At 64.2% G+C, this 18,386-nt stretch carries 11 protein-coding genes; 5 read left to right on the top strand and 6 right to left on the bottom strand.

Features of this window, described 5'->3' with window-relative positions; all coding sequences use genetic code 11:
* Nucleotides 1-72 precede the first annotated feature (72 nt).
* Nucleotides 73-8,685 (top strand): retention module-containing protein, encoded by an 8,613-nt coding sequence (locus CAF78_RS01505; RefSeq protein ID WP_085691008.1) that lies wholly within the window; start codon nucleotides 73-75, stop codon nucleotides 8,683-8,685.
* A gap of 99 nt (nucleotides 8,686-8,784) precedes the next feature.
* Here the strand turns inward: CAF78_RS01505 and CAF78_RS01500 are convergent, their stop codons facing one another.
* Nucleotides 8,785-9,150 carry a YbaN family protein gene (locus CAF78_RS01500; protein WP_085675820.1) on the bottom strand — a complete coding sequence of 122 codons (366 nt, stop codon included), beginning with the start codon at nucleotides 9,148-9,150 and terminating at the stop codon, nucleotides 8,785-8,787.
* Nucleotides 9,151-9,157: 7 nt separating this feature from the next.
* Nucleotides 9,158-9,745 (bottom strand): YecA family protein, encoded by a 588-nt coding sequence (locus CAF78_RS01495; protein WP_039602166.1) that lies wholly within the window; start codon nucleotides 9,743-9,745, stop codon nucleotides 9,158-9,160.
* A 246-nt stretch (nucleotides 9,746-9,991) separates the two neighbouring features.
* Between CAF78_RS01495 and recQ the strand changes: the two genes are divergently transcribed.
* Both recQ and CAF78_RS01480 read left to right on the top strand, forming a co-directional pair.
* Entirely contained in the window at nucleotides 9,992-12,136 is a 2,145-nt protein-coding gene (recQ, locus tag CAF78_RS01485) for a DNA helicase RecQ (RefSeq protein WP_085675822.1), read from the top strand.
* 138 nt (nucleotides 12,137-12,274) lie between these two features.
* Nucleotides 12,275-12,712: a MarR family transcriptional regulator gene (locus tag CAF78_RS01480; protein WP_085675823.1), complete on the top strand. Its 438-nt coding sequence runs from the start codon at nucleotides 12,275-12,277 to the stop codon at nucleotides 12,710-12,712.
* Nucleotides 12,713-12,744: 32 nt separating this feature from the next.
* Here CAF78_RS01480 and CAF78_RS01475 read toward each other — a convergent pair whose 3' ends face one another.
* A complete protein-coding gene (locus CAF78_RS01475) occupies nucleotides 12,745-14,931 on the bottom strand; it encodes a patatin-like phospholipase family protein (protein ID WP_085675824.1) in 2,187 nt (728 codons plus the stop codon).
* 67 nt (nucleotides 14,932-14,998) lie between these two features.
* Here CAF78_RS01475 and CAF78_RS01470 point away from each other — a divergent pair, with 67 nt between their 5' ends.
* Nucleotides 14,999-15,280, top strand: coding sequence for a SelT/SelW/SelH family protein (locus tag CAF78_RS01470; protein ID WP_016498461.1), 282 nt, complete (start codon nucleotides 14,999-15,001; stop codon nucleotides 15,278-15,280).
* Here CAF78_RS01470 and CAF78_RS01465 read toward each other — a convergent pair whose 3' ends face one another.
* Together CAF78_RS01465 and CAF78_RS01460 are read right to left on the bottom strand one after the other, a co-directional pair.
* Nucleotides 15,281-16,171, bottom strand: coding sequence for a DMT family transporter (locus CAF78_RS01465; RefSeq protein ID WP_085675825.1), 891 nt, complete (start codon nucleotides 16,169-16,171; stop codon nucleotides 15,281-15,283).
* 183 nt (nucleotides 16,172-16,354) lie between these two features.
* Nucleotides 16,355-17,119, bottom strand: a complete 765-nt coding sequence (locus CAF78_RS01460; protein ID WP_085675826.1) for an AraC family transcriptional regulator — start codon at nucleotides 17,117-17,119, stop codon at nucleotides 16,355-16,357.
* 126 nt (nucleotides 17,120-17,245) lie between these two features.
* Between CAF78_RS01460 and CAF78_RS01455 the strand changes: the two genes are divergently transcribed.
* The gene (locus CAF78_RS01455; protein ID WP_085675827.1) at nucleotides 17,246-18,058 is read left to right on the top strand and encodes a UDP-2,3-diacylglucosamine diphosphatase; all 813 of its coding nucleotides are present in this window, start codon (nucleotides 17,246-17,248) and stop codon (nucleotides 18,056-18,058) included.
* Here CAF78_RS01455 and CAF78_RS01450 read toward each other — a convergent pair.
* Nucleotides 18,055-18,366, bottom strand: coding sequence for a DUF962 domain-containing protein (locus CAF78_RS01450; protein WP_027921063.1), 312 nt, complete (start codon nucleotides 18,364-18,366; stop codon nucleotides 18,055-18,057). The genes CAF78_RS01455 and CAF78_RS01450 overlap by 4 nt on opposite strands.
* Nucleotides 18,367-18,386: the final 20 nt, after the last annotated feature.

Below are 18,386 nucleotides of genomic sequence, written 5' to 3'. Positions count from 1 at the left end.
ACTCGATGCCCACGCCTGCCTGCCCTATGTCATTGGCTGATGTAGCCGATCAGTAAGGGGAGGCGTTCGCTCATGGCTAAGTTAGTCGGTGTGGTCAGCAAAGTGATTGGTCAGGTCTTCGCGGTTGCCAGCGATGGTAGCCGGCGCCCCTTGATCGAAGGCGACCGCCTGTTCGCTGGCGAGCAACTGGAGACCGGTGCTGCGGGGGCCGTGGCAGTGCGGCTGCAGAACGGTACCGAATTGACCCTGGGCCGCGACAGCAGCCTGGAGATGACGTCGGACCTGCTCGCCAACCGGGCGCCTCAAGGCCACGACGCTGCGCCGAGCGACGCGCAACTGAGTGATGTGGAGCGTATCCAGCAGGCCATCGCCGCTGGCGACGACCCCACCCAAAGCGCTGAGGCAACCGCTGCCGGGTCACACAACTCGAGTGCGACAGGGGAGCTGGGGGGCGGCCACAGTTTCGTCATGCTGAGTGAAGTCGGTGCCCGCGTCGATCCCCGGGTGGGCTTTCCGACGGCGGGCTTCAACGGTATTCCAGAGCTGGCCAACCGCGAAGTGGGCGGCCTGGACCCCAGCAATGGCAGTGCGCTCAACGGTCGGCCTGTTGGTGGTGACAGCGGCAATGGCGGCACGGGACCTACGGAACCGGCCATCCCGACGGTAGACGAAAATCATCCGGTCACTTTGCTAGGCCTGGATCTCGCCCCGGGTGAACTGAGCCTGAACGAGGCGAATCTGCCCATGGGTTCTGCCAGTGATACGGCGGCGCTGACCCAGCGCGGCAGCTTCACTGTGGTAGCTCAGGATGGCGTGTTCAACCTCAGTGTCGGTGGCATCAACGTGGTGACGGGTGGTGTGGTGACCGGCGTTGGCCAGTCGATTACCACCGGCCTGGGTAACAGCCTGACGATTACCGGCTACAACCCGAGCACTGGCGAGGTAAGTTACAGCTACACGCTCACTGCCTCCGGGCAACATATCGAGAACGACGGGGCCAAGTCGCTGACCGAGCACTTGCAGGTACTGGTCAGTGACAGTGACGGCGATGTCGCCCAGGGTTCGCTGGATGTGATCATCCATGATGATGCGCCAAAGGCTTTCGATGATGGCAACGTGGTCACGGCAACCGAGCAGCATGTCGAACTGACCGGGAACGTGCTGACCAATGATATCCAGGGCGCCGACCGCGTGGCAGGCGGCCCGGTGATCGCCGGCACTTACACCGGCAGCTACGGCACACTGGTCCTGGCAGCAGACGGTTCCTACACCTACACGCTCAACCCTGACGCCCCGGACTTCAAGAACCTGGGCGGTGGCGGCAATGGCGTGGAGAATTTCACCTACACAATCAAGGACGCTGATGGCGATACCAGCACGGCGACCCTGACGCTGAACATCAGCAACCTCAACGACCCGGTCACCCTCGATGGGCTGAACGTGCAGAACGGCGAGCTGACCGTCTACGAGAAGCACCTGAGCGACGGCACCTCGCCTGACGCGAATGCACTGACCCAGCAAGGCACCTTCAAAGTCACGGCGCCGGATGGCCTGCAGACCCTGACCGTGGGCGGCATCGCCGTGGTCACGGGCGGCGTGGCTGCCGGCTTCCCGCAATCGGTGATCACCCCGGAAGGCAACACCCTGACCATCACCGGCTACAACCCGAGCACCGGGGTGGTGAGCTACAGCTACACCCTGACCGATAACGGGAACCACCCAGACGGTTCGGGCACCAACAGCATCAGCGAGCATTTCGATGTGGTTGCCAAGGACGTCGACGGCAGCACCGCCACCGGCAGCCTGGATGTGAACATTGTCGATGACGTGCCGAAAGCGGTGGACGACAGCAACGTGGTCACGGCAACCGAGCAGCATGTCGAACTGACTGGGAACGTGCTGACCAATGATATCCAGGGCGCCGACCGCGTGGCAGGCGGCCCGGTGATCGCCGGCACTTACACCGGCAGCTACGGCACACTGGTCCTGGCAGCAGACGGTTCCTACACCTACACGCTCAACCCTGACGCCCCGGACTTCAAGAACCTGGGCGGTGGCGGCAATGGCGTGGAGCATTTCACCTACACAATCAAGGACGCCGACGGCGATACCAGCACGGCGACCCTGACGCTGAACATCAGCAACCTCAACGACCCGGTCACCCTCGATGGGCTGGACGTGCAGAACGGCGAGCTGACCGTCTATGAGAAGCACCTGAGCGACGGCACCTCGCCAGACGCGAATGCACAGACCCAGCAAGGCACCTTCAAGGTCACCGCACCGGATGGCCTGCAGACCCTGACCGTGGGCGGCATCGCCGTGGTCACGGGCGGCGTGGCTGCCGGCTTCCCGCAATCGGTGATCACCCCGGAAGGCAACACCCTGACCATCACCGGCTACAACCCGAGCACCGGGGTGGTGAGCTACAGCTACACCCTGACCGATAACGGGAACCACCCAGACGGTTCGGGCACCAACAGCATCAGCGAGCATTTCGACGTGGTCGCCAAGGACGTTGATGGCAGCACCGCCACCGGCAGCCTGGACGTAAACATCGTCGACGATGTGCCGAAAGCAGTGGATGACAGCAACGCGGTCACGGCAACCGAGCAGCATGTCGAACTGACCGGGAACGTGCTGACCAACGATATCCAGGGCGCCGACCGCGTGGCAGGCGGCCCGGTGATCGCCGGTACTTACACCGGCAGCTACGGCACACTGGTCCTGGCGGCGGACGGTTCCTACACCTACACGCTCAACCCCAACGCCCCGGACTTCAAGAACCTGGGCGGTGGTGGCAATGGCGTGGAGAATTTCACCTACACAATCAAGGACGCTGATGGCGACACCAGCACGGCGACCCTGACGCTGAACATCAGCAACCTCAACGACCCGGTCACACTCGATGGGCTGGACGTGCAGAACGGCGAGCTGACCGTCTATGAGAAGCACCTGAGCGACGGCACCTCGCCTGACGCGAATGCACAGACCCAGCAAGGTACCTTCAAGGTTACCGCACCGGATGGCCTGCAGACCCTGACCGTGGGCGGCGTCGCCGTGGTCACGGGCGGCGTGGCTGCCGGCTTCCCGCAATCGGTGATCACCCCGGAAGGCAACACCCTGACCATCACCGGCTACAACCCGAGCACCGGGGTGGTGAGCTACAGCTACACCCTTACCGATAACGGGAACCACCCAGACGGTTCGGGCACCAACAGCATCAGCGAGCATTTCGACGTGGTCGCCAAGGACGTTGATGGCAGCATTGCCACCGGCAGCCTGGATGTGAACATTGTCGATGATGTACCGCAGGCAGGGGCAGATACCACCAGCGTTGTGGAAGGCGGGACTGCCACGGGCAATGTTCTCTGGAATGACCAACTGGGCGCAGACCAGTCGGGAACGAGCAATGTCGTGGTCGGTGCACGTGCCGGTTCCGACACCTCGACATCCGCCATCGGCAATCTCAACACCGCAATCGCCGGCCAGTACGGCACCTTGACCATCGATGCGGCAGGTAACGCTGTCTACCACGCCAACCCGAATGCGGTGCTGCCGCCAGGTGCCAGTGATGTGTTCGTCTACACCATTCGCGACACTGACGGCGATGAGAGCACCACCACCATCACGATCAATGTGCAGGACTGCTCGCTCGTCGCTGGCCCCGTGGGTGGGGTCACGGTCCATGAAAGCGCGCTGGATGTTCATCAGGATGGCAACGACCTGGCCCCAGGCAGCGTTACCGGCAGCGACCCTGACTCGACGCGTGAAACCGCATCCGGCAGCCTGGCGGGCTCTGCCAGCGGCGGCGTCGGTGCATTGACCTACAGCCTGGTAAGCGATGCCACCGGCCAGTTTGGTCAACTCCACCTCAACGCCGACGGCACCTACACCTACACCCTGACGTCACCGGCCAACTCGCCGACCCACGCCGATGACGGCCCCAACACGGTCACTGAAACCTTCACCTACCAGGTGAAGGATTCGGTCGGCAATTCGACCACCAGCACCATCGTCATCACCATCGTCGACGACGTGCCGCAAGCCCATAGCGATTACACCAGTGTGTACAAGGGCGACGAGGTCCGCGGCAACGTGCTGTACAACGACGTGGTCGGTGCTGACGTGCGCACCGACGGCAATTACGTGGTCGGCGTGCGCGCCGGCAGCGACACTTCCACCTCGGCCATCGGCCAGCTGAATACCCAGGTCAATGGCCAGTACGGCTACCTGACCATCGACGAGAAGGGCAACGCGGTCTACCACTCCAACCCGGACGTGGTATCGCCGCGAGATGCCGTCGACACCTTCGTCTACACCATCCGCGATGCTGATGGCGACGAAAGCACCACTACGATCACCATCAACGTCCACAACTCGCTGATGGCCTGCGAGGACCGCGATGTCACGGTGTACGAAAATGCCCTGGACCTGCACAAGGACGGCAACGACCTGGCTGCTGGCAGCGTTGCCGGCAGCGACCCGGACTCAACCCGCGAAACCGCCACAGGCACGCTGGTCGGCTCTGCCAGCGGCGGCGTCGGTGCATTGACCTACAGCCTGGTAAGCGATGCCACCGGCCAGTACGGCCAACTCCACCTGAACGCTGACGGCACCTACACCTACACCCTGACGTCACCTGCCAACTCGCCGACCCACGCCAATGACGGTCCCAACACCGTCACCGAATCCTTCACCTACCAGGTGAAGGATTCGGTCGGCAATTCGACCACCAGCACCATCGTCATCACCATCGTCGACGACGTGCCGCAAGCCCACAGTGATTACACCAGTGTGTACAAGGGCGACGAGGTCCGCGGCAATGTGATGTACAACGACGTGGTCGGTGCCGATGTGCGCAGCGATGGCAACTACGTGGTCGGCGTGCGCGCCGGCAGCGACACTTCCACCTCGGCCATCGGCCAGCTGAATACCCAGGTCAATGGCCAGTACGGCTACCTGACCCTCGACGAGAAGGGCAATGCGGTCTACCACTCCAACCCTGATGTAGTGTCTGCCCGGGATGCCGTCGATACCTTCGTCTACACCATCCGCGATGCCGATGGCGACGAAAGCACCACGACGATCACCATCAACGTGCATGACCCGCGCATCGAAGTGTGCATGGACGGCGGCGTCACGGTCTTCGAAAACGCCCTGGACCTGAGCAAGGACGGCAGCGACCTCGCCGCAGGTACGGTCACCGGCAGCGACCCGACTTCGCCTCTCGAAACCGCCTCTGGCAGCCTGGTCGGCTTGGCCAGTGGTGGCATAGGCGCCTTGTCGTACAGCCTGGTCAGTAATGCTGTCGGCCAGTACGGCCAGATTCAGCTCAACGCCGACGGCAGCTACACCTATACCCTGACGTCACCGGCCAACTCCCCGACGCATGCCAATGATGGTGCCAACACCGTGACGGAGTCCTTTACCTATCAGGTACAAGACGCCTACGGCCATTCGGCCACCAGCACCATCGTCATCTCCATCGTCGACGACGTGCCCCAGGCCCACTGCGATTTTGTCAGCGTGTACAAGGGCGACGAGGTGCGCGGCAATGTGATGTACAACGACGTGGTGGGTGCCGACGTACGCAGCGATGGCAACTATGTGGTTGGCATTCGCGCCGGTAACGACACCAGTACCTCGGCCATCGGCCAGTTGAACACCCAGGTCAATGGCCAGTACGGTTACCTGACCATCGATGAAAAGGGCAATGCGGTCTACCACTCCAACCCGGACGTGGCGTCGCCGCGGGATGCGGTCGATACCTTCGTCTACACCATTCGCGATGCTGACGGTGACGAAAGCACCACGACCCTGACCATCAACGTGCACGACGCCACGCTCGTGGCCTGCGGAGACCGTGACATCACGGTTTACGAGAAAGCCCTCGACCTGCACAAGGATGGCAACGACCTGGCTGCGGGTAGCACCACCGGCAGCGATCCGACCTCGACTGGCGAAACGGCGTCCGGCTCACTGGTCGGGTCGGTTTCCGGTGGCGTAGGGGCATTGACCTACAGCCTGGTGGGCAAAGCTGTAGGCCAGTACGGGCAGATCAGCGTCAACCCAGACGGCAGCTACACCTATACGCTGACCTCGCCGGCCAATACCCCAGGTGCCGACTCGACGGTCGAATACTTCACCTACAAGGCCACCGACTCGCTGGGCCACAGCGTCACCAGCAACATCGCCATCACCATTGTCGACGATGTGCCCAACGCGGTCTGCGCCGAGCGCAGCATCACCCCGGGCCAGCTGGATTCCAACATCCTGCTGGTGATCGATGTGTCCGGCAGCATGGATTCAGCTTCCGGCATACCCGGACTGACCCGGCTGGATGCCGCCAAGCAGGCCATCGCTGCGCTGCTCGACAAGTACGACGGCATGGGTGACATCAAGGTGCAGATCGTCACCTTCAGCGGTGGTGCGCAGATCCAGTCGGCGCAGTGGGTCAGCATCGACGTCGCCAAGTCGATCGTCAACGGCCTGCACGCCGGAGGCTCGACCCACTACGACAGCGCGGCCAGCGCTGCCCAGACGGCCTTTGCCCAGGATGGCAAGCTGGCCGCTGCGCAGAACGTCAGTTACTTCTTCTCCGATGGCGAGCCCAGCTCCGGGCATGCCATGACCGCTTCCCGCGAAACCAGCTGGGAGACGTTCCTCGACAGCAATGGCATCAAGTCTTACGCCATCGGGCTGGGCAAGGATATCAACGCGGGCAATCTGAACCCGTTGGCGTATGACGGCAGCAGCCATACCGACACCAACGCGGTGATCGTCAACGACTTCAACCAACTTTATGGCGTGCTGTCGGGTACCGTGCAGGGTTCGCCTGTCACCGGCAGCCTCCTCAGCGATGGCACCTTCGGTGCCGATGGCGGCTTCATCAAGGCACTGCTGGTGGATGGCACCACCTACACCTACGACCCGAAAGCCAATGCAGGGCAGGGTGGATACCTGGCCAGCGGTGGCGCCGACAACGCCAGCTTCGACACCACGGGCAACACGCTCACCATCAAGACCAGCCTGGGCGGCAGCCTGCTGGTCAACATGGACAGCGGCGAGTTCACCTACACGCCACCCAGCGGCAATACCAGTAGCCCGCCCGAGCGTTTCGGCTTCATGGTCAGCGACAATGACGGCGATACCAGCAGTGCCGACCTGCTGATAATGATCAATGGCAACCATGCACCGGTGGCGGTGGCCGACCATGTCATCACCAACATTACCGGCGCCAGTATCACCTTGCCGTCCGAAGTGCTGCTGGCCAATGACAGTGATGCCGACAACGACCATTTGAGTGCGGCGCCGATCACCGTCAACACCAACTTTGCCGACAAGGGGGCCGGCTTCACCCTCGGCAATAGCGTGCCGAACATCACGTTCGATGGCCATGGCAATACGCTCGACAACCAGTTCAAGGCCCTGGACCGCAGCGCCTTCACCACGGCCGCCGGCAGCATGACCGCAGCGCTGGTGGTGCTCGGCTACCTCGGCAGCATCAACAGCAGCAATGCCAATGGCGAGGACGTGATCACCGTTAGCCTGCGCAAGGGCGAGACCCTGCAGCTGGACCATGACCGCCCTGACGGCAACCTGAGCCTGGAGTGGAAGGATGCCAGCGGCGGCTACCAGCCCATTGCCGATGGCGGCAGCTTCACCGCCAGCCATGACGGGGTGTACAGCATCCATGTGGTCAACCAGGCCAACCCGCTGGACCAGAGCAAGGCCGCCGAAAACTACAAGCTGAGCCTGGTGGTCGACTACAGCAATGCCGTGAACGAGGTGCATCAGGCCAGCTACACGGTCACCGATGGCCATGGCGGCAGTGCGGCTGGCGCGGTGGATATCACTTACCACGCCGGCACCACCCTGAACGGTACGCCAGGCAATGATGTACTGATGGCAAGCAATGTCGACACCCTTCTCAATGGGGGTGACGGCCATGATGTGCTGGTAGGTGGTGCGGGCAATGACACCCTGCACGGCGGCAATGGCAATGACCTGCTGATTGGCGGCCTTGGCAACGATCTGCTCGATGGCGGGGCGGGCAACGACACCGCCAGCTATGCCACTGCCCCCGGAGGGGTGACGGTCGACCTCAGCCATATTGGCCCGCAGGATACCGGTGCCGCCGGCATCGATACCTTGACCGGCATCGAGAACCTGATCGGCTCCGATTACAACGACACCCTGATCGGTGATGCAGGCGACAACCTGCTCAATGGCGGCCTGGGCAACGACGTACTCAAGGGCGGCGATGGCAACGACATCCTCATCGGCGGGCCGGGCAACGACACCATGACCGGCGGCAATGGCAACGATACCTTCGTCTGGCAGAAGGGTGACACTGGCCATGACACGGTGACCGACTTCACCCCGGGCAGTGACCACCTGGACCTGTCGCAGCTGCTGCAGGGCGAGAATGCCACGTCGGCTTCACTGGATGACTACCTGCACTTCAAGATCAGCGGCAGCGGCACCAATGTGGTCTCGACCATCGAGGTCAGCAGCGTGGCGGGGGCGGCGCCGACCCAGACCATCGACCTGGCCGGGGTTGACCTGGCTCACCATTACGGGGTGACGGCGGGGGCGGGCGGGGTGATTTCGGCAGGGCAGGACACCGCGACCATCATCAACGGGATGATCAATGACCATTCGTTGAAGGTGGATACGGTCTGATTTGCCTGCTCCCACAGGTCCTCCACAGATTTGAAGACTGTGGAGTACTTGTGGGAGCGGGCAAGCCCGCGAAGAGGCCGGAACAGGAGTAAGCAGCGTTCAACCGGGCCGGCGCAGGGTCTTCTGTTTGAGGATGTACAGGCTGACCAGCACTGCACTGGTGAGCATGAAGGCCCTGGCCCAGAACAGCGGCACCAGGTAGCAGGACAGACCGATGCTTGCCCACATCAGGCCGATGGCGTAGACCTTGCCCTTGAGCGGAATGCCCTCGCCACTCAGGTAGTCACGGATCCACGGCCCAAGCTTGGGGTGGTTGACCAGCCAATCGTGAAAGCGCGGTGAGCTGCGGGCGAAGCAGGCCGCCGCCAGTAGCAGGAACGGGGTGGTGGGCAACACCGGCAGGAAGATCCCCAGCACCCCCAGCGCAACACTGAGCCAGCCGACGGCCAGCAGCAGGTAGCGCACGGCCGACTCAGTGGTGGCGTGGCTTGAGCAGCGCCGGCTTCTCGTCGGGAGCGTGCAGCAGCAGGAACAGCGCGCTCAGCGCTTCCGGGATCTGCACGATCATGTCGTCCTGCAGGTTGGCGTTGCTGGCGATGTCGGCGAACTCAGGCTGCTCGTCGAACAGGCCGGAACCGACCATGATCGGCAGCAGCATCTCGCTGACTTCTTCCTCGGCGTTCTCGAACCAGGCCTCTTCCCGCAGGAACACGCCCTCCATGAAACCGATGCACCAGCCGCGCAGGTCGGAATCATCCGGCTCGTCGGTCAGGTCCAGCTCGCATGGCAGGTCGAATTCTTCGTCGCTGGCCAGTTGGCGGGCGATGTGGCCTTTGAGGGCCACCAGCGTCGCTTCGATCTCGGTGCGCTGGGCATCGCTGGCGTAATGGGGCTCTTCGGCGAACAGCGCGTCGATCCATTCACGCTCGGGGACGTCCTCGGAGCAGATCGACAGCGCGGTCAGGTAGCCGTGTGCGGCGACGTAGTCCAGCGCTTCTTCGTGCAGCTCGTCGGCGTCGAGGAAGGCTTGCAGGCGGGTCAGTTGCTCGGCGAAGGACATTACAGGGCTACCTTGGGGGAATAAACGATAGTGAATTCTAGCACCTTGCGGCGGCAGCGGGGCAAAGGGAACGTCTGTCACCGGGCATCCTGTGCGAGCCGTCACTACGGTATACTCCGCCATTTTTCATCCAGGGGCGGGTTTTCCCGGCCAGCTGGCAAAAGCCGCTTACGCTTTTGGCGTGTGCGGAGCGGGTTTTTCGTCCAGCCTGTGTCCAGGATGGTACGGCGATTTGTGGAGTTGCACATGCTCGAACAGGCTCAGCGCGTTCTCAAGGATATCTTCGGTTACGACAGTTTCCGCGGGCGCCAGGCAGCGATCATCGAATGCGTGGCCAATGGCGGCGATGCCCTGGTGCTGATGCCAACCGGTGGCGGCAAGTCCCTGTGCTTCCAGGTGCCCGGCCTGTTGCGCCCGGGCCTGACGGTGGTGGTGTCGCCGCTGATCGCGCTGATGGACGACCAGGTCGCCACCCTCGACGAACTGGGCGTCGCCGCGGCGGCGCTGAACTCCACGCTGAGCCCCGAGCAGCAGCGTGACCTGGCCGGGCGCCTGCGCCGGGGCGAGGTGAAAATGCTCTATCTGGCGCCGGAGCGCCTGGTGCAGCCGCGCATGCTGGACTTCCTGCGCGACCTTGACATCTCCCTGTTCGCCATCGACGAAGCCCACTGCGTGTCGCAATGGGGCCATGACTTCCGCCCGGAATACCTGCAGCTGGGGCAGCTGGCCGAGCTGTTCCCGCACGTGCCGCGTATCGCCCTGACCGCCACCGCCGACATGCGAACCCGCGAGGAGATCGTCCAGCGCCTGCACCTGCAGGGCGCCGAGCGCTTCCTGTCGAGTTTCGACCGGCCGAACATCTTCTATCGCATCGTGCCCAAGGAGGCGCCGCGCAAGCAACTGATGGCCTTCCTCGGCGAGCGCCGTGGCAATGCCGGCATCGTCTACTGCCTGTCGCGCAAGAAGGTCGACGAAACCGCCGCGTTCCTTTGCGAGCAAGGCTTCCCGGCCTTGCCGTACCACGCCGGCCTTGCCGCCGAGACGCGTGCCGCCAACCAGCACCGCTTCCTCAACGAGGAAGGGCTGATCATGGTCGCCACCATTGCCTTCGGCATGGGCATCGACAAGCCCAACGTGCGCTTCGTCGCCCACCTCGACCTGCCCAAGTCGCTCGAGGCCTATTACCAGGAAACCGGCCGCGCCGGCCGTGACGGCCTGCCGTCGGATGCCTGGATGGCCTACGGCCTGCAGGACATGGTGATGCTCAAGCAGATGCTGCAGAACTCCGAAGGTGACGAGCGCCACAAACGCATCGAACAGCACAAGCTCGACGCCATGCTGGCCCTGTGCGAAGAAACCCGCTGCCGCCGCCAGTCGCTGCTGGCCTATTTCGACGAAACCCTCGACCAACCCTGCGGCCACTGCGACAACTGCATCGATCAGATCCAGACCTGGGACGCCACCGAGCCTGCCCGTCAGGCGTTGTCGGCCGTGTTCCGCACCGGCCAGCGCTACGGCGTCGGCCACCTGGTCGACGTGCTGCTGGGCAAGGACACCGAGAAGGTGCGCAACTTTGGCCACGAGAAGCTTTCGGTATTCGGCGTCGGCAAGGGCGTGGCCGAGGCCGAATGGCGTTCGCTGTTCCGCCAGCTGGTGGCACGCGGCCTGGTCGACATCGACCTGGAAGGCTATGGCGGCCTGCGCCTGTCCGACAGCTGCCGGCCATTGCTGCGGGGCGAGGTGAACCTGCAACTGCGCCGTGACCTCAAGCCACAGACGGTGGCCAAGGCTTCTTCCGGCGGTGGCAGCCCGGCCAGCCAGCTGGTGCGCGCCGAGGAGCGCGAACTGTGGGAGGCGCTGCGCACCCTGCGGCGCAAGCTGGCCGAAGAGCACAGCGTGCCGCCCTATGTCATCTTCCCCGATTCCACCCTGCTGGAAATGCTCCGCAGCCAGCCGACCAGCCTCAGCGACATGGCCCAGGTCAGTGGCGTGGGGGCGCGCAAGCTGGAGCGCTATGGCCAGGCCTTCCTCGAAGTGCTCAATGGCGCCGGTGGCACCGAAGAGGCGCCAAAGGTGGTGCTCGACCTGCGCCACGAGCTGGTCAGCCTGGCCCGCGCCGGCATGACGCCAGCGCAGATCGCCGGGCAGCTCAACTGCAGCGAGAAGAACGTCTACAGCCTGCTGGCCGAGGCCCTTGGCCGCCAGGAACTGAGCCTGGAGCAGGCGCTGGACCTGCCGGAAGACCTGATGATGGAAGTGCAGGACGCCTTCCTCGATGGCGAGGGTGAACTGCCGCCGGTATCGGCGATTGCGCCCTTGTTCGGCGCCCGGGTGCCAGAAGGCGTGTTGTACTGCGTGCGTGCGGCACTGGCGGCGGAGTTCGAACTCTGATGGGCGGCATTTCCGTCAACTGCTGATGCTTATCATCCTTTTTGACGATTATCGGACATTTCCGGGGTGGGCAGCCTTGCTTGATGCCCCGGAGCATGGTTAGCTGACTAATAATTAGTTCTAGTCTATGAGTTGCTTATGCCCCTGACCGACAACCAACACCGCTTCGGCATGCAGCTGGCGCAGATGTCCCGCGGCTGGCGTGCCGAGCTGGATCGCCGCCTGGCCGGGCTCAACCTGTCCCAGGCGCGCTGGCTGGTGTTGTTGCACCTGGCCCGCTTCGATGAGGCGCCCACCCAGCGTGAGCTGGCGCAAAGCGTGGGCGTTGAGGGCCCGACCCTGGCGCGGCTGCTCGACAGCCTGGAAAGCCAAGGCCTGGTGCGTCGCCAGGCGGTGCTGGAGGACCGGCGGGCGAAAAAGATCCTGCTGTGCCCACCGGCCAAGCCGCTGATCGAGCAGATCGAGACCATTGCCAACGCCCTGCGCCTGGAGCTGTTCACGGGCGTGGACGAGGCGGATCTGGAAGTGTGCATGCGGGTGCATGCCAAGATCCTCGCCAACCTCGAGAAGTCCTGAAGGCTCTGGGGCCGCAAAGCGGCCCCGGCAATCTAGAAGGTATGCCCCAGGTTCAGGTACACCGCCTGCTCATTGGCAGTGTTGGCCCCATAACTCAGGTTCAACGGCCCCAACGGCGTCTCCAGCCCGAGGAAGATGCTCGCCGCATTGATGTAGCCACTGTCGAACGCGTTGTCGTTGTTCCAGGCCCGCCCACGCTCCAGCGACCCGCCGACATACAGCGGGAAGTCCAGCGGCAGATAGGCCCGTGGCGTCAGGCGCCGGTAGTACACCATCCGCAGCAGGCTGACGTTCTGCCCTGACACCGAGTCCTGGCGGAACCCCGACAGTTCCCGCGCACCCCCCATCACGAAACTCGAGGTCACTACCTCGGTAGCGTCCAGCGTGCGCCCGTAGCGCCCACCGAGTACAAAGGTGTTGGCCCCGACGCTGAAGGCCTTGTCCAGGTTCAGCAGCCACTGCCGGTACTCGTCATCCGAATCCAGCGACTTGTCGTACTTGCGCAAGGTCAGGCCGATGTCCTCGCCACGGTGCGGGAAGTACACATTGTCGAGGGTGTCGAACGAATACTTCAGCTCGTAGAAACCTTCGTTGAAGCTGACCGAGGGCAGGTCCTGATCGCCAATACGCACTTCGGCCTCGCCCCAGGCCTTGCCCACGCCCAGGCGTACTTCGCCGGACGTGCCGATCTGCCGGCCGACGTTGAGGCCAAAGCCATAACGCTCCAGCCGGTACTCGGCGATCGGGTCGTTGTCCAGGGTCGCTTCGATGTTCTGTGAGCCAAGGTCAAGGTACGGCGCGACGAAATAGCGCGAACCTACGTCGAGCGGCTGATAGAACTCGCTGTAGAGTTCCTGCTGGTCGCCGAGCTGGGCGCGGGTCAGCCATTCCGCGCCCAGCCGGTTGATGCCGTTCATGCGGTAGCTGGCGCCGAGGTTGAAGGCGCTGTCGCCACGCAGGTCGTCCGACAGGTTCAGGCCCAGGCGCAGGTAATCGGTGCCGCCGCGCTTGCCGCGGGCATTGATCACCAGGGTGTTGTCATTGCCCTTGTGCACCACGCGGTATTGCACCCGGTCGAAGTAGTCCAGGCCATACAGGGTGCCCATGTCGGTCTGCAGGCGGTCGAGCGCCAGCGGCTCGCCAATCGGCTGGCGGATGTAGTAGCGGATCACGTCGTCGCTGACCTTGGAGTCGTTCTCGATCCTGATCGCGGTGATCACCGGTGTGCGCTGGCCTGGCGAGCGGGCCACGGCCAGGCTGGCGTCGTGCTCTGGTTGGCGGAGTACGGCCAGGCGCGTGTCGAGCAGGCGGGTGGCGCGGTAGCCGGCGTCGATCATGTCCTGGGCACGGCCGAAGTCGGTGACGCCGAACGCAGCCAGTTGCGGCTGAATCAGGATGTCGTCGCGGTGCAGGCTGGCCAGCTGCTCCTCGGAATTGCGCCGGGTCATCAGGGTGATCGACTGGTTGAGCACATCGACCACCGTGGCCAGTTGCTTGCGGTCGCGCAGCGGGGTACCGATGTCGACGACGATGGCCAGGTCGACGCCCATTTCCCGGGCCACGTCGAGCGGGATGTTGTCGACCATGCCGCCATCCACCAGCAGGCGGCCGTCCAGTTCGACCGGGGCGAACACGGCCGGGATCGACATGCTCGCGCGAATCACCTGCGGCAGGTGGCCACGGCTGAACACCACCTTCTCGCCGCTGGCGATGTCGGTGGCCACGGCGCGAAAGGGGATCGGCAGCTTGTCGAAGTCACGGGTGTCGGCGGTGTGGGCCAGCTTGCTTTCCAGCAGCAGCGCCAGGTTCTGGCCCTGGATCACACCCAGGGGCAGGCCGAGGCTGCCGTCGTCGCGAAAGCTCAGCTTCTGTTTGACCAGGAAGTCGCGGTCATCCTGTTTGCGCCGGAACGGCACATCCTTGCGTGGCGGCGCATCGGACAGCGCCTGCTGCCAGTCCAGCGTGGTGGCGAGTTTCTCCAGTTCTTCGACGCTGTAGCCGGAGGCATACAGCCCGCCCACCACCGCACCCATGCTGGTGCCGGCGATGGCGTCGATGTGCACGCCCTGTTCCTCCAGGGCCTTGAGCACGCCGATATGGGCCAGGCCACGGGCGGCACCGCCAGACAGCACCAGGCCGACCTTGGGGCGGGCAGGCTCGGCGGCGTACGTGGTGAGAGTGGTGAGCGTCAGCAAAAGGCAGAACAGCAGGCGGCGCATCGTGAGTCTCAAACCGAAGGCTAAAGACCGCTAGTATAAGCGGCCCCTTACCTGGAGATGCCTCAGCATGGCCGACAACAAGCCGGAAATCGTCATCACATATTGCACGCAGTGCCAATGGCTGCTGCGTGCCGCCTGGCTGGCCCAGGAACTGCTCAGCACCTTCACTGATGACCTCGGCCGGGTGGCGCTGGAGCCGGGCACCGGCGGGATCTTCCGCATCACCTGCAATGGCGTGCAGATCTGGGAGCGCAAGGCCGACGGTGGCTTCCCCGAGGCCAAGGTGCTCAAGCAGCGCGTGCGCGACCAGATCGACCCGCAGCGCGACCTGGGCCACAACGATCGCTGATCAGGCGCCTTCGGCCACGGCCTTGTGCCGGGGAGGTTGCTCGGCGGCCAGGCGGCTGGACAGCACGATGGCGAAGATGATCAGCACACCGCCCAGCAGCATGCGCAGGGTGGGCGTTTCGGCGAACACCGCCCAGGCCACGGCGATGCCATAGACCGGTTCCATGGCGAACACCACGGCGGCGGTGCGCGCCTTGATCACCGACAGGCTGGCCACGAACAGGCTGTGGGCGACGCCGGTGCAGAAAACCCCGAGCAGGGCGATCCACAGCCAGTCCGTGCGGGCCACCTGGCTCAGGCCCGGGCCGGCAAAGGGCAGCAGGCACAAGCCGACCACCAGGTTCTGCCACAGTGCCGCCTGTACGGCCGGCAAGCGCCCGGAGCCGGCCCGGTTGGTCAGCGACAGCAGTGAGAACAACAAGCCGGAGAGCAAGGCCCAGAGCAGGCCGCCGGTGGCCTGGCTGGCCAGGTCGAATGCCGGGGTGACCAGGATCAGGCCGATGCTGACCAGCGCCACCAGCACGCCTTCGTTGCGCCGGATGCGCTCGCGGAACAGCAGGCCTTCGAGGATCACGGTGAAGGCCGGGAAGCTGGCAAAGCCCAGGGTGGCAATGGCCACGCCACCGACTTTCACGGCAATGAAGAAGCTGACCCAGTGGCCGGCCAGCAACACGCCGCCGAGCAGCAGGCGGCGTATGTCCTGGCCACTCAGGCGTCGCCAGCCGGGGCCTGTGAGGCTGGCGAACAGCGCCAGGGCCAGCACGGCAAAGGCGGCGCGGCCGAAGACGATGATCGCCGGGCTGGCGCTGGCGGCCAGCTTGCCGAAGACGCCGGTCAGGCCGAAGAACAGCGCGCCGATGTGCAGGGCGCCGAGGGCAGTGCGGTGGTTCATGTTGGGTCCTTGCTCAAGATCTTTACTGGCTGTACCGGCCCTTTCGCGGGCAAGCCCGCTCCCACAGGAAAAGTGTTGCTCTGGAGGGTGGTGATATTCCTGTGGGAGCGGGCTTGCCCGCGAAAGGGCCGGTGCAGCAAAGTGTAAATCCTCAGGGCAACAGGTTCTGTCGCCATCCTGCCGTCAGTTGTCGCCAGGCTCTCGCCGCATGGCCAGCGGCGAGCAACCAAACGCGCGCAGCATCGCCGCCGAAAACGCACTCTGCGAGCTGTAGCCCACCTGCGCCGCAATCTCGCCCATCGGCAGCAAGGTCTGCGTGACCAGCCGCCGTGCCTTGAGCAGGCGTCGCTGGCGGATGTAGTCCATCGGCGTCATGCCGCACTCGGTGGTAAACCGCGCATGCAGCCGGGCACTGGACAGGCCTGCGATGCGCGCCAGGTCGGCCACCTGCAACGGGTGCGCTGCATGCTGCTCGATATGTGCGTCGAAAGCGGCATAGGGCAGGCGCTGGCTGGGCTTGACGATGGCCGAGGCGCTGGGGTTGAGGCTGGCCAGCAACAGCACCGCGCCTTGCCGGGCGATCAATGGGTCGTCCATGGGGCTTGCCGCCAGCCAGTCCACTAGTTGCTGCTGGCGCTCATCCAGCCCCAGTGCGCCAGGCTGGTCGAGCAGGCGTCGGCTGGCATCGGCATGCGCCCCCAGTTGTTCGTGCAACCAGTGCTCGCCGGGCACGTCCAGCACCAGGCAATCGCTGCCGATAGCGCTGCCGCAGGTGTGGTGAGCGCCAGCGGGCACCACCACCAGGCCCTGGCGGGCGACCTTGGCGCCGTGGCCCTGCACCTCGAAGTCCAGGCGCCCGTGCAGGCCGAACACCAATTGCGGGTGTTCGTGGCTGTGGGCGATCAGCTCATCGCGGTAGTGGCGCAAGGAAAGTATCGGGCCGGCCATGGGGCGTCCTCGTGGGGCTGCCAGCCATTGTGCCGCATTCCTGGCACGCCATCACTCGTCACATCCCTGCCACCAACCTGTCACCTGGGCCTGCCAGTCTCCAGCAAACAGCGCCGGAGCCTGCCCATGACCCATGCCGAACTTTCTCGCCCGTCACGCAAGCAGCGCGTGCGCACCCTGTGGATATCCGATGTGCACCTGGGCACGCGTGACTGCCAGGCCGAACACCTGTCGCAGTTCCTCAAGGGCTACCAGGCCGACCGCATCTACCTGGTCGGCGACGTCATCGACGGCTGGAAGCTGCGCGGCGGCATCTACTGGCCGCAAGCCCACACCAACGTGATCCGACGCCTGCTGACCATGAGCAAGCGCGGTACCGAGGTGATCTACGTCACCGGCAATCATGACGAGTTCCTGCGCCGTTACTCGAAGCTGATGCTGGGCAACATCCAGCTGGTGGACGAGGCCGAGCACCTGACCGCCGATGGTCGCCGGCTGCTGGTGATCCATGGTGACCAGTTCGACGTGATCACCCGCTATCACCGCTGGCTGGCGTTCCTGGGCGACCGTGCCTACGAGTTCACCCTGGTGCTCAACCGCTGGCTCAACCACTGGCGTGCGCGCTACGGGTACGGCTACTGGTCGCTGTCGGCGTACCTCAAGCACAAGGTCAAGGGGGCGGTGAATTTCATCAGCGACTTCGAGGATGCGATTGCCCATGAGTGCACCCGCCGCGGTTTTCACGGGGTGGTGTGCGGGCATATCCACCACGCCGAAATACGCAAGGTCGGCGAGGTGGATTACCTCAATTGCGGCGATTGGGTGGAGTCGTGCACGGCGCTGATCGAGCATTGGGACGGCAGCATCGAGTTGTACCGGCTGGCCGATGCGCAGGCGCGCCAGGCCGAGGCTGCAGCGGCCCTGCGTGAGCCGGCCTAGAGGCTGATCCGCCCAAGCAGGATGTCGCGGAACATGGCGAAGTCACCCACCAGGCTGTACCAGGGGTGCTTGAACGTCGCTGGTCTGTTCCGCTCATAGAAGAAGTGCCCCACCCAGGCGAAGCCGTATCCGCAAAGCGGCACCGCCAGCAACAGCAACCACTTCCCGCTGCCGATGGTGTAGGCCAGCAAGGCGATCACCAGGCTGGTGCCGACAAAGTGCAGGCGCCGGCAGGTGGGGTTGCTGTGCTCCCCCAGGTAATACGGATAGAACTCGGCGAAACTGCGAAACTGCGTGGTGCTGGTCATGGGCAGTACTCCGGGATTAT

The organism is Pseudomonas sp. R28(2017) (assembly GCF_002112505.1).
Taxonomy (GTDB): domain Bacteria; phylum Pseudomonadota; class Gammaproteobacteria; order Pseudomonadales; family Pseudomonadaceae; genus Aquipseudomonas.
The sequence above is the reverse complement of the archived record's forward strand: the minus strand, read 5'-3'. Positions and strand labels throughout refer to the sequence as shown.

Excerpts from the sequence above, each read along its gene's own strand:
- recQ (WP_085675822.1), top strand. The coding sequence starts at position 9,992 with ATGCTCGAACAGGCTCAGCGCGTTCTCAAGGATATCTTCGGTTACGAC.
- CAF78_RS01505 (WP_085691008.1), top strand. The coding sequence starts at position 73 with ATGGCTAAGTTAGTCGGTGTGGTCAGCAAAGTGATTGGTCAGGTCTTC.
- CAF78_RS01465 (WP_085675825.1), bottom strand. The coding sequence starts at position 16,171 with ATGAACCACCGCACTGCCCTCGGCGCCCTGCACATCGGCGCGCTGTTC.
- CAF78_RS01480 (WP_085675823.1), top strand. The coding sequence starts at position 12,275 with ATGCCCCTGACCGACAACCAACACCGCTTCGGCATGCAGCTGGCGCAG.
- CAF78_RS01495 (WP_039602166.1), bottom strand. The coding sequence starts at position 9,745 with ATGTCCTTCGCCGAGCAACTGACCCGCCTGCAAGCCTTCCTCGACGCC.
- CAF78_RS01450 (WP_027921063.1), bottom strand. The coding sequence starts at position 18,366 with ATGACCAGCACCACGCAGTTTCGCAGTTTCGCCGAGTTCTATCCGTAT.
- CAF78_RS01470 (WP_016498461.1), top strand. The coding sequence starts at position 14,999 with ATGGCCGACAACAAGCCGGAAATCGTCATCACATATTGCACGCAGTGC.
- CAF78_RS01460 (WP_085675826.1), bottom strand. The coding sequence starts at position 17,119 with ATGGCCGGCCCGATACTTTCCTTGCGCCACTACCGCGATGAGCTGATC.
- CAF78_RS01455 (WP_085675827.1), top strand. The coding sequence starts at position 17,246 with ATGACCCATGCCGAACTTTCTCGCCCGTCACGCAAGCAGCGCGTGCGC.
- CAF78_RS01475 (WP_085675824.1), bottom strand. The coding sequence starts at position 14,931 with ATGCGCCGCCTGCTGTTCTGCCTTTTGCTGACGCTCACCACTCTCACC.